The 12269-nt window shown below is 44.1% G+C and carries 11 protein-coding genes and 1 tRNA gene; 1 reads left to right on the top strand and 11 read right to left on the bottom strand.

Annotated features, from left to right (window positions below):
• Positions 1-31: 31 nt before the first annotated feature.
• The 5 genes from ABHC48_RS05610 to ABHC48_RS05590 form a co-directional block, all read right to left on the bottom strand.
• A complete protein-coding gene (locus ABHC48_RS05610) occupies positions 32-619 on the bottom strand; it encodes an AIR synthase-related protein (protein ID WP_173735093.1) in 588 nt (195 codons plus the stop codon).
• 210 nt (positions 620-829) lie between these two features.
• Positions 830-2569: a B12-binding domain-containing radical SAM protein gene (locus tag ABHC48_RS05605; RefSeq protein WP_173716893.1), complete on the bottom strand. Its 1740-nt coding sequence runs from the start codon at positions 2567-2569 to the stop codon at positions 830-832.
• Between the two features lie 5 nt (positions 2570-2574).
• Positions 2575-2877, bottom strand: coding sequence for a thioredoxin (gene trxA, locus ABHC48_RS05600; protein ID WP_118582321.1), 303 nt, complete (start codon positions 2875-2877; stop codon positions 2575-2577).
• 55 nt (positions 2878-2932) lie between these two features.
• Positions 2933-3931: an FAD-dependent oxidoreductase gene (locus ABHC48_RS05595; RefSeq protein WP_195699065.1), complete on the bottom strand. Its 999-nt coding sequence runs from the start codon at positions 3929-3931 to the stop codon at positions 2933-2935.
• Between the two features lie 161 nt (positions 3932-4092).
• Positions 4093-5949, bottom strand: coding sequence for a DUF6020 family protein (locus ABHC48_RS05590; RefSeq protein WP_195699066.1), 1857 nt, complete (start codon positions 5947-5949; stop codon positions 4093-4095).
• A gap of 175 nt (positions 5950-6124) precedes the next feature.
• Here ABHC48_RS05590 and ABHC48_RS05585 point away from each other — a divergent pair.
• A tRNA-Phe gene (locus tag ABHC48_RS05585) sits at positions 6125-6197 on the top strand.
• A gap of 57 nt (positions 6198-6254) precedes the next feature.
• On the opposite strand, the gene ABHC48_RS05580 is transcribed toward ABHC48_RS05585, so the two are convergent.
• The 6 genes from ABHC48_RS05580 to ABHC48_RS05555 all read right to left on the bottom strand — a co-directional run bounded on the left by ABHC48_RS05580 (position 6255) and on the right by ABHC48_RS05555 (position 12267).
• The gene (locus ABHC48_RS05580; protein ID WP_195699067.1) at positions 6255-6863 is read right to left on the bottom strand and encodes an HAD family phosphatase; all 609 of its coding nucleotides are present in this window, start codon (positions 6861-6863) and stop codon (positions 6255-6257) included.
• The gene (gene galE / locus ABHC48_RS05575; RefSeq protein ID WP_118582312.1) at positions 6863-7879 is read right to left on the bottom strand and encodes a UDP-glucose 4-epimerase GalE; all 1017 of its coding nucleotides are present in this window, start codon (positions 7877-7879) and stop codon (positions 6863-6865) included. The genes ABHC48_RS05580 and galE overlap by 1 nt, the downstream gene beginning before the upstream one ends.
• Before the next feature lie 127 nt (positions 7880-8006).
• Complete coding sequence (locus ABHC48_RS05570) at positions 8007-9089, bottom strand: aminoglycoside phosphotransferase family protein (RefSeq protein ID WP_195699078.1); 1083 nt, start codon at positions 9087-9089, stop codon at positions 8007-8009.
• A 36-nt stretch (positions 9090-9125) separates the two neighbouring features.
• Positions 9126-10055 (bottom strand): sugar phosphate nucleotidyltransferase, encoded by a 930-nt coding sequence (locus tag ABHC48_RS05565; protein ID WP_173771753.1) that lies wholly within the window; start codon positions 10053-10055, stop codon positions 9126-9128.
• 147 nt (positions 10056-10202) lie between these two features.
• Complete coding sequence (locus tag ABHC48_RS05560; protein ID WP_118582306.1) at positions 10203-11030, bottom strand: acyltransferase domain-containing protein; 828 nt, start codon at positions 11028-11030, stop codon at positions 10203-10205.
• Positions 11017-12267: a Gfo/Idh/MocA family oxidoreductase gene (locus tag ABHC48_RS05555; RefSeq protein WP_118582303.1), complete on the bottom strand. Its 1251-nt coding sequence runs from the start codon at positions 12265-12267 to the stop codon at positions 11017-11019. The genes ABHC48_RS05560 and ABHC48_RS05555 overlap by 14 nt, the downstream gene beginning before the upstream one ends.
• Positions 12268-12269: the final 2 nt, after the last annotated feature.

Genomic DNA, 12269 nt, shown 5'->3' with positions numbered 1-12269 from the left:
CTCCTGTAATTACAGCAGTTTTATTTCGATTTTAAGGCAATATCTTATATATCTCGTCTTTAGCCGGCCGCTCCAGATACCTGCCATTCCCATTGTAGTAAAGCATTCTGTCATTTCCAGCATTCGTCTGTCCAATCACAGCAGCCATCATGCCCATTCTGCGAAGCTCCTGCACCAATGCTTCTCCTGCCGGAATACCGATCAGAACAGCCCCTTCCGAATTCAGCTTATAAGGATTAATGTCAAAGATTTCACAAATTTCAATTGTCTCCTGGCGTATGGGTACCTTGGAAAAATCCATTTCCAGTCCCACCTGGGAAGCCTCCGCCATCTTCCACAGAGCACTCAGAAAACCACCCTCACCCATTGCATAAAAAGCGGTAGCGCCAGCCTCTTTTACATTTATCTCATCCGCAGTCCCGTAAAGGGTTCTCAGATTCTCTGCCTCCCGTAAAAAACCTTCTGAAAAATGCTCTCTTAAAATCTCATGTTTTTCCCTTGCAATCTGCGCTGTGCCGTAAAGAGCAATGGCTCCAGCCACCACCAGTTCGTTTCCAGGCGTAAGAAGCCCGCTGATTTCAGCCTGCAGTGCTTCCATAGCCGCTTTTCCAAGCCTCATTTTCTCTTTTCCCTACAGAAGAAGAGAGAGGACAGCAGGAACTACCATTGCCAGAACAAGAATAACAGCAATGATCGCAGTTACAAGTTTTCTTTTCTTTGGATCAAACATTCCCATAATTTTTAACCTCTCATAACCATCCGGCACTTTACAGACTACAAATATACGCCATGTCAATACGGCCAGCCGAACAGTTACACCCTTTCTTTATTATATCTGAATTTCCTTCACTGCCGCATTATGAAGCAGTGGATCCCGGTTTTCATAGTCAAACAGCAATATTTTTCCATCCCGGAACACCTCAATATGCGCTGTCTTGGGCACCTTTTCCTGGCGCCTGTACTCCCAGACTGCTTTCTCATAGGGCTTCTGGTCATACTCAAAGGATGGATGGCTTTTCAGGTTTTCGCGAAGATACAGGTCGTAGATCATGCTGTCTGCCACCTTTTCCCAGGTCGCAGTTTCCATTCCTCTGCAATCTTCCGCAGCTTTTCCCGCAGGATTCTCCACCTCAGGATCCTGATTTCCAGATTTTCCTGCGGATTTTTCTTCCAGTTCTTCCTTCACAAACTCCAGCAGGATCTCATATCTGCGCATTCTGGAATGGGAAATCTCTGAATAACCTTTTTTCTCATAAAACTGTCCCAGCTTCTCATACAATGTGAAAGCATCCTCAAACAAAGGCTCCACACAGGCGATGGTATTCTGAAACTGTCCACTATTATAGTACAGTTCCACCATACTTTCCACCATTTTCAGCTTCAAAATGTCTTCATATGGCAGCCACCTGGTTCCCAGTACTTCATATGGCTCCAGTTCTTTATGCACAATACCATATTCTTCTGTCATCTCTTTCATATGAGAGCCCTTCAGAACCTTCAGAAATCCAAGCTGAAGCTGCTGGGGACGAAGTGCATAAACATCATTGAAGGACCGGTGAAAGCTGTCATAATCCTCATAAGGAAGACCAGCGATCAGATCCAGATGCTGGTGAATATTCTTAAAACTATGGATGCGGTTTACAATCCCTGCCAGCTTCGGAAAATCCATAGTCCTGTGGATAGCACGAATAGTGTCCGGATTTGTGGACTGTACACCGATTTCCAGCTGGATCAGCCCCGGACGCATGGTGCTCATCAGTTCCAGTTCATTTTCCCTCAACAGATCTGCGGAAATCTCAAAGTGGAAATTGGTAATTCCATTATCATGATCTTTTATGTACTGCCAGATGGTCATTGCATGATCGTGCTTACAATTAAAGGTTCTGTCCACAAATTTCACCTGTGGCACTTTGTGATCCAGGAAAAACTGAAGTTCTTTCTTTACCAGTTCCAGGTCGCGAAAACGCAGTTTCTTGTCCACAGATGACAGACAATAGCTACATGAAAAAGGACAGCCCCGGCTGCTCTCATAATAAATAATACGATTTTCAAAATCCTTCAGATCTTCGTAAGCAAAAGGTACCCTGCTTAAATCCATGATCTGCCGCCATCCGTTATTCTGAATTGTACCGTCCGGTTTACAGTACACAAGTCCGGTGGTTTTCTCCAGAGAAGGACTTCCATTCATATAGTGCTTCACCAGTTCCAGGAAGGTCTCCTCTCCTTCTCCAACCATTACACCATCAAATGCCGGGTTCTTTTTCAGAAATTCCTCTGCATCATACGATACCTCCGGGCCTCCCGCCCAGAAAGGAACATCCGGCAGGATCTTTCTCAGATCCTGCATCAGTTCCCGCACAAAAGTAATATTCCAGATATAGCAGGATATGCAGATCACATCCGGATGACATCTGTAAATATCCTTCAGAATGTCATCCTTCTGCTGATTGATGGTGTATTCCCGAAGTACAACATTACTGTCATATTCTTTTGCGCAGGCTTTCAGGTTAAAGACAGCCAGATTGGAATGTATATATTTTGCATTACATGCTGCAAGTAATATCTTCATCGTTCTTACTCGTCCAGAAGTTTCTTTAACTCTTCTTTATCCGTAAGACCAACCAGACGGTGTGCTTCTGCTCCGTTCTTGAAAATGATCAGGGTAGGAATGCTCATAACCCGGAACTGCTGTGCAAGCTCCATGTTCTGGTCCACATCAAGCTTTCCTACTGCATAACCTTCCTCTCCCAGTTCCTCCACGATTGGCCCCTGACGCATGCATGGTCCGCACCAGGTTGCCCAGAAATCAAGAAGAAACGGTTTCTCGGATTTTAATACTTCCTCTTCAAAATTCTGTGTTGTGATTACTTTTGCCATAATTGATCCATCCTTTCTATCGGTCTATTCTTCTCTCTGATTTCATGTCGAAATTCTACTTTTTTTGTCTGTTTCTCACATACTGGTTTGCACTGAGTCCTGCCTGGGCACCATCGTAAACTGCCTTTGCCACCTGCAAAAGACCGCCGGTACAGTCACCTGCTGCAAAAAGCCCCGGAATGGTGCTCTCCATCTTTTCATTTACCTTGATGTTGCCTTTCTCAGTAAGTGCCGCGCCCATCTGTCTTGCCATCTCTGCACTTCCTGCAGTTCCAAGAGCTACAAAAACGCCGTCTGCCGGGACAAATGTCTCCGTGGAATCCCTTACCGGACTCTCCGGGTTATGGAGCTCTGAAGCTTCCATTTCAGCTTCCTTTCCTTCTGGCAAAAGCTGAAGGTTCTTCTCTTCATCAGTATCTGATTTTGCATCCGTCTCTGACTCAGAGACCAGCCGCAGTCCGGACACCTTCTCGTCTCCCTCTACAGACTGAATTTTCATTGTATTCACCGCAAAAGAAGATTTCCTGGAAAACTCCGGTTCTTTCCCATCTGTGTAGATGGTAACAGAACCGGCCATAGGTGCCAGTTCTTCTGCCTCATGAAGAGCGAAGTCGCTGTTTCCAAGCACTGCAACATCCTTTCCCCTGTAGAAAAATGCATCACACACAGCACAGTAGCTGACACCTCTTCCCTCAAATTCCTTAATCCCCGGAATTGCAGGAGCCTTTCGTTTGCTTCCTGTGGCAAGGATCACACTGATGGTGTCAAAATCACCTGCTGTTGTCTTTACTGTAAAAGTATCAAACCCGCCAATCCCCAGTACCTGTGCCTCCAGGATCCGCACGCCTAATGCTTTCGCCTGTGCAAGTCCTGTCTCAAATAATTCTTTCCCGGAAACAGGATGTTCCATACCATAATAATTCTCTATTTTTTCTGCTTTTTCCAAAGCACCAATGCCGTTATTGATCACCAGCGGATTCATATTTGCCCGGGCAGCATACAAAGCTGCGGAAATTCCTGCCGGTCCGGCACCGATAATGATTATTTTTTCCATATACTTCAGAATCACCTGCCTTTCTCATGATTCCAATCATTTCCATATATTGTTATTTACCATGTAACTGTTCCGTATCTTCACGGTTACACCATTCCCGGAAGGGTACCTGCTAAATAGTTACCTGACAATATACTTTCTATAAAAGAAATTCAGACTTTTCATTTTTCATCGGTTCTTTTATCGTCTATAGCCTTCTCTGCATAAGCCAGTCCCCAGAATATCACAGCTGGCATACACGCCATCAACGGAAACGCATAACGCAGAAGACCGTTTACCGGAGAAGCTATACAGATTGCCACATTCAGCGCCGGGGCAGCCAATACCAGGATTCCTTTCCATCGCTTCCTGTAGATCAGATATCCAAGGAGCAGAATCACGATCCATGTGTAGGTTCCCGCATTGCAGATCTGCGCAAGACCTGGAATCTGACTCCACAGATCGGCATAACGTTTCAACTGATTCCTTGTCTCTGCGGAAAAGATCTGATGATAATCTGACTCTTCAATCAGCGGCTCATTTACTGTATAGAAGCGGTAGGAGCTCTGCGCGGTGCAATTATGAAATGGGTAATAATATCCATAGCTGTTATGAAGTGTGGCTTCTATATACACCCCCGGATGCCTCAGAAACATGCTGAACCAGGCATTAAAGTAGCGTTTCAGCTTCGCCATGGTAATATGTCCGCCGCGATAAGTTGCCTTTACCGGATCAGACAGTTCCGGATTATACAAATCCGCAATCTCATCATACTTCATCACCCCGTCAATTGCTTTAGCTTCTTCCTTTGTCACATCATCCGGATATTCCTTCAGATATCTGGCTGTCTGCTGCATTGGAATTGAGAAAAATACTCTGGATGGGAAATTACCAATGTATAGTCTCGGTGCCACTTCTTTCTGAAGCCCCATGTAGCCCACTGTCACAAGGATCACCATTCCAACTGCATACAGTCTGCGTTTTTTTCCAAGGAAAAAGAATAACAGGATAAATGCAGGAAGCACCATGTAAAGTCCATTATTTCTGGTAATGCACATGCCAAAGCCAACCAGAAACAGCACTGTCAGCTGCTGTCTTAAAGACTGGCCACTTTTTTCCCGAAGGGTGGGAATGCAGCATTCCACATAGATTACCATGAAAAGGGAAAACAGAGCGCTGAAACTTCCATCCTTAATGATCGTCTGGGAATAAGCTCCAAATACAGGCACAAGACTGAAAAATGCAATACAGCAGATATTGAACCATCTTGGTGCTCCCCATGATTTCAGTTTATAACAAACAGTGGCATAACATACCGCATAAATCAGTGCCAGCACGCCAACCACCATGAAAATGCCCCAGTTATCACTGATCACATTTCCAATTGTCATCAAGGCTCCCATTATAAGGCTTAATTCCCATGGATGCTTGTTTGTAAATCTCTGATTTCCGGCAAACATATTCAGCTGCCGGAAGCCATCATAGGGAACACTTCCTGGCCAGAAGATCAGGATATAGGGAAGCCATCCTGCCAGAATCAGCAAAAATGCTACCAGAAGGTAGTGTTTTTCCATAAATTCCGGAAATTTCTTTATATTCCTGCTGTGCAGAAAAGGATGCTTCTCTCCATATGCATATAAAAGACTGATCACTACATCAAATAAGAAAAAGAATCCTGCCCATGTAAGCAATGCGATCAGAATCTGATTTCTCCCAGCTGTAAAGAAGGTCCAGTTTCCCTGCACGGAAAAGGACATTCCGATCAGCATAAAAACAGAAAACATGGCGGCGATCAGATGCGTGATCCATTTACAGCTTCTGCAAAAATTCCTCCAGCATTTCATGTACAATGTAATGATTGCAATGAGAACCACCAGTTTGTCGATTCCGATTCCTGTCATCTCTTTCTTGCATAAAGAAAGAAATGTTTCTCCCGGATTATCTGCCGAACCAGCATACAAGCCCGTCATGGAAAGAGCAAACACTGTTAAAATGGCAGCAATAACCGGCAAAATATATTTTTTTAATTTTTTTTCCACCAATAAATCCTCCCGATTTTTATCACACTGCCATTCTAACATTACTATATATGAAAAGCAAGGCGTGGTTTTTACAAGGTAAATTTTTGGAATTTACAGATTTTTTGAAATTTTTGTTGCGCCAGAGCAGTTTCTGTGCTATTATATGCGCTGTAAGTTCAGAGAACTTATAAATGCCCAGATAGCTCAGTTGGTAGAGCAGAGGACTGAAAATCCTCGTGTCGCTGGTTCGATTCCGGCTCTGGGCATTTTTTTATTTTTCAGATACGCTCTGGAAAAAGCCGCCCCCGAAGGGGCGGCCTCATTTATTTTGTAAGCATTTTATCTAATGTTTCGTTCAGCATCTCTCTGGATGTCACCTGTATCGCCTGAATTCCTACCTTCTTCGCACCTTCCACATTATCCATGCGGTCATCGAAAAACAGACACTCTTCTGCTTTCAGGCTATATTTCTCCAGAAGGATTTCATAAATTTCCCTGTCTGGCTTCAGGGCGTGAACCTGATAGGAAACAACTCCCCCATCAAGCACATCCAGGAATTTCGCTCCCTTGGTGTGCACATGGAACAGTTCTTCTGAGTAGTTGGAAAGCAGGTAAATCTTATAACCCTTTTCCTTCAGAGCTGCAACCTTGTCCCAGACCTCCGGACGCTTTACAGCCATCTGCTCTCCGTTTCGAAGGAACCAGCCCATCACATCCACATCGTCCGGGTACTTCAGTTCATACTGATGAATGGCTTCCTCAAGGCTCAGCCTTCCTCCGTCAAGTCCCTGTACCCAGATCTCATTGTCAAACATTTCCTCGCCAATTCTCTTCGCCTCAGCTTCAGAAAGGCCGTAGTCCCTGGTCAGCATCTCAAACCAGCGATACTCCACCAGTACATCTCCAACATCAAAAATTAAATTCCGAATCATTAGTCTTCATAACCATTCGGGTTATTGCTCTGCCATCTCCAGGAATCCTCGCACATCTCACGGATGCCATTCTCAGCTGTCCAGCCAAGCTCTTTCGCTGCCTTGGAAGCATCGCAGTAGCAGGTAGCAATATCGCCTGCACGACGTGGTTTGATCGCATATGGGATCTTAACGCCTGTTGCAGCTTCGAAATTCTTCACAATATCAAGAACACTGTAGCCTTTTCCTGTGCCAAGGTTATAGATTGCAAGTCCAGGATTCTCCTCGATCTTTTTAAGCGCTTTTACATGACCTTTGGCAAGATCTACTACATGGATATAATCTCTCACGCCGGTTCCATCCGGAGTGTCATAGTCATTACCGAATACGCCAAGCTCTTTCAGCTTGCCAACAGCAACCTGTGTGATGTATGGCATAAGGTTGTTCGGGATACCATTTGGGTTCTCGCCGATGGTTCCGCTCTTGTGGGCACCGATCGGATTAAAATAACGAAGCAGCATTACGTTCCACTCCGGATCTGCTTTCTGGATGTCTGTAAGAACCTGCTCCAGCATGGATTTGGTCCAGCCATATGGGTTGGTACACTGTCCTTTCGGGCATTCTTCTGTGATCGGGATCTGTGCCGGATCTCCATATACAGTTGCAGAGGAAGAGAAAATAATATTCTTAACACCATGTTTTCTCATTACATCTACAAGAGTCAGGGTTCCTGCAATATTATTCTCATAATATTCCCAAGGCTTTACAACGGACTCTCCAACAGCCTTCAGTCCGGCAAAATGAATACAGGAGTCAATGTCTTCTTTGTCAAAAATCTGGTCAAGGGCTTCCCTGTCCAGGATATCTGCTTTATAAAATTTAACCGGCTTGCCTGTGATCTTGGAAACTCTGTCAAGTGCCTTCTCGCTGGAATTGGACAGATTATCCAGAACTACTACGTCATAACCGGAATTCTGAAGTTCTACAACTGTATGGCTTCCAATGTATCCTGCACCGCCTGTTACTAAAATTGCCATGATATTTTCCTCCTCGTATCTGCAGAAGCATTATTGTGATTGCAGCACTATCGGCCTGTTTTCCTTGCTTCTGTATGTATTTATGATACCCGGCAGACGTTTGTTTCCTGCCAGTATTAGAATACCACTATTTATATTTTTGTACAATAGCTTTCATTTCAGATAATTTCTGTTCCATATCCCAGACCAGCTTAAACTGGGTTCTTGCGCGGTCCAGATTATGATTTTCGCGATGAATGCGGAAGTAATGATCTCCCTCCAGATGGTCTGCCAGGAAACGCATTCCACACTCAAAGGTCATCAGGATTGCACCCATCGGAAGCATTTCCACCTCCAGATCTGTGAGGGCACCGCCGCAGCCTTCCAGAAATCCTTTTACATACACCTCAAACAGATGAAGGTCACAGGACACTTTGGAAATATCCTGCTCATCCTCTGCTGCCGTGCTTGCGCCGAAACGGATGGAATCGCCAAAATCATTCAGAGAAAGTCCCGGCATTACCGTGTCCAGATCGATCACACAGATTCCCTTATGTGTAGCATTATCGATCATGATATTATTCAGCTTTGTGTCATTGTGCGTTACACGAAGAGGCAGCTTACCTGCATCCTGTAAATCCACAAGTGTATGGGCCAGCTGCTCTCTTTCCAGGACAAACTGTATCTCCTTCTGAACATCAGCCGCCCGTCCGCATGCATCCTCTTCCACAGCCTTTTTAAAATCAGCAAATCTTTTCACAGTATTATGAAAATTCGGAATTGTCTCGTGAAGCGTATCTGCCGGATAATCTGCAAGAAGACGCTGGAAATTACCAAATGCAAGAGCACTCTGGTAAAAATCCTCGTCATTTTCCACCTGATCAAAGCAGGTTGCATCTTCTATAAACAGATACGCTCTCCAGTATTCTCCCTCTTTATCTACAAAATAAGGAGCTCCTGCACGGTCATTTACGATATTCAGGGTTTCGCGCTCTGCATCCCCGCCATTTTCCAGGATTTTCTTCTTCAGCCAGGAGGTGACACCACTGATATTCTCCATAAGACCAACAGGATCTTTGAAAATCTGCTTGTTCATTTTCTGGAGAATATAGCGCTTCTGTCCGGCTTCTGTGGAAAATACAGCACAGTAAGTCTCATTAATGTGGCCATTTCCGAATATGCCAACCTCTTCAAGTTTACCGCCAAAATCAAAGCTGTTGATTACTTCCATCAGTTCCTGATGGCTTACATCTTTTGTTTTTCCCACTTATTTTTCCTCCCAAAGCTTCTGAGGATAAAGACCGTCATCTTTCAGCTTCTGAATTGCAGCAACTACTACCGGCTTATCTTCTTTATAGGTAACTCCGTACCATTTGTCCATAGATTTCAGAACTTTGACAGTTGCTTTCTTCTCGCCAAGAAGCTCATCTACAACAAATGGAAGGAAATATTCGCATTTCAGAGGATTCTTTTCCACATTTTCTTTCAGGAATAATGGGAATCTGTCCTTCAGTTCTTTCAGAATGCTTGCAGAAAATCCCCACATATTCATAGACACCGTAGCATCCATAGGAAGCTCTGTCCATGTAGCACCATCATCCTCGGTATAAGCAGCACCGCCATCTCTCTTCTCAATATGGGTGCGCTCATTAATATCCTTCAGAAATCCCTCTTCGTCTGTCACACAAACACCACGAGCCACATGTCCATTATCTGTCAATGTGTTCTCAAGCTTGTAGCCTACCATCATGTACTGATAAATGCCGTCTTTATCCTGATTCTCTGTAAGGAAATCATATGCCATCTTAAATGCATGACGTCCATAATAATCATCCGCATTAATAACGGCAAAAGGTCCATCAATCACATCGATACAGCTCATGATTGCATGTCCGGTTCCCCATGGCTTCACACGTCCTTCCGGAACTGTAAAGCCTTCCGGAAGATTATGCAGATCCTGGAATACAAATTCCACCTGGATATGCTTACTCATACGATCTCCGATAGCAGCACGGAAATCAGCCTCATTCTCCTTCTTTATAATAAATACAATTTTTTCAAACCCTGCCTGAATAGCATCATAGATAGAAAAATCAATGATAATGTCCCCATCCTTATCAATAGGATCGATCTGCTTCAGGCCACCATATCTGCTTCCCATACCTGCTGCCATTACTACCAATACCGGCTTTTTCATGTTATTGCTGCCTCCCATTTTTTATTTGTCAAAGCGGAGATTCCTGATCCGCTTTGTTGCTTATTCATAACGATACCAGGGACAAACAATTGCCCCTGGTTCGATGGTAACAGACAAATCTCTTCTTGTCAATTTTTATCAATTATTTTACAGGAAATACTCCGGTTTTAATATTCCCAGACCACTCCCAAGGACTTTTCCGGATTTCAGATATTTCTTTGCAGCCCTCTGAAGCGAAGTATTCTCAGAATATACATTCAGATTTCGCTGTACTTTCCCCCAAATACGCCATTCAGCCTCACGCTCGTCCCAATCTGTTTCTACGATCTGAAATTGATTCTGAAACATAATGATATTGCTTTTCTCCGGCAAAATGTCTTTAAGCCCCGGATAGAGCAGCCAGGAATGACACAGATACGGCATCTCTTTTCCCCAGAAAGCCATTCCCTGAATAATGGATTCCCTCACACTCTCCAGTGTGAGCTTTTCGCCCTGTGGAATATGAATACTGATGATCGGATCTCCTTTTTTTACCATTCTTTCTCCTGCTGTAAAATTCCAGCGAGAATCCATGATTTCAAATTGCATTCTTCCAAGCCTGAAGATGGTAAGCTTCATATGGCGGAAAAACCAGTCGTATTCATCAATTCCATACTCTCCATATTCCAGAAAACAGTTTTCACACCAAAAGGTCAGATCGTAAAAAGTGTCCCTGAAAATTTCCCGGCTGATTCCCCGCTTTTCATAAGCATCATAGGTTTCGGCGCCCATGCGGCATAAATAATACAGAAACACAAGCCGATAATCCTTTTCCAAAAGAATTTTTTCATAAAACAAAGCTCTGTCTTTCTCATACAAAAGCTTATTTTCCTGATATTCTTCCTCCCCAATGCGTCCGGATTCCTGAAGCTCATTAAGCAGATGCACAGCCTCCGGCAGCATGTTGATTTCAGCTAAAAATTCATTTATTTTCATTGGCAAATCCTCTGAGATTTACAACCTGTCCCGTTATTCTTGCTTCTTCTGCTGCCAGTGCCATCAGATGACTCTCCACGGAAACAGCAGCGTCTGTTTTACCCTTTCTTCCTTCTCCTACCATACGGACAAAATCATGCATCATACTCATATCACTTCCGTTATGTCCGTTTGCAGGTGTGTGAAGCTCTATTGTCTCCAGATTCCCACTGACAAAATCTCTGATCTCAATAGTACCTGCATCCATATCGCCTTTGATCTCACCTTTTGTTCCCATAAGACGGATCCGTCTAGCACACTGGTCTGTAAAGGCTGTCATAAGGAAGGACGCTGTTACCTGATTTTCAAACTTTATGTCAACGGACTGGTGATCTACTACTGTATTATCACAGTGGAATACACATCTTCCGTAAGGTCCTTTTTTCAAAGCCTCCAATACATGCTCCGGATCTGTCTGATCGGTCACTGCACGTACCAGATAGCCATCTAAATTCTCCAGATAAAAGCGTGGTGCATAGAAAGCACATTCATCTCTATGTGGGCATCCATCCAGACAATAAGCAGGAGCTCCTTCCGGTGCATTTTCCTCTGTAAAATAAGACAGTTCGCCAAAGGAACTAAGGCTTTCGCATTTACTGTCTGCCAGCCACAGCATGATATCCATATCATGACAGCATTTCTGCAGGATCATAGGACTGGATTCCTCTGCATTTCTCCAGTTTCCTCTTACAAAGCTATGTGCCTGATGCCAGTAACCTACCTCTTCCATATGCTGGATAGTCATAAGTCTTCCTATTTTGCCTTCTTCCAGAAGTTCTTTTAATTTGGAAAAGAACGGAGAATACCGAAGTACGTGGCACACGGACAGAATACGGTCGTATTTCTTCGCCATCTCTCCCATTTCAATGATTTCTTTCTTGTCGGGAGACATGGGCTTTTCACAAAGTACATGATATCCCTTTTTCAGAGCCATGATCGTAGGCTCATAATGCATCCTGTCCATGGTGCAGATCATGGCACAATCTGCCAGCTTTTCTTTTCCAAGAAGCTCTTCATAGCTTTCGAAGCAAAGCTCTTCCGGAATATTGTGTCTTTTTGCAAAGCTCTCTCTGCGCTCTTTATCCGGCTCTGCAACTGCCACCACCTGAAATTCATCCGGATGGTCCAGTGCATACTGAGAATAAACATGACCTCCTCTAAGGCCTGCTCCAATTACAATACTCGTTACCTTTTTCATAC

It is taken from the genome of Ruminococcus sp. 1001136sp1 (assembly GCF_039841815.1).
Lineage (GTDB): Bacteria > Bacillota > Clostridia > Lachnospirales > Lachnospiraceae > Blautia_A > Blautia_A faecis.
Note: the sequence above shows the minus strand (reverse complement) of the source record. Positions and strands in the feature narration are given on the sequence as shown.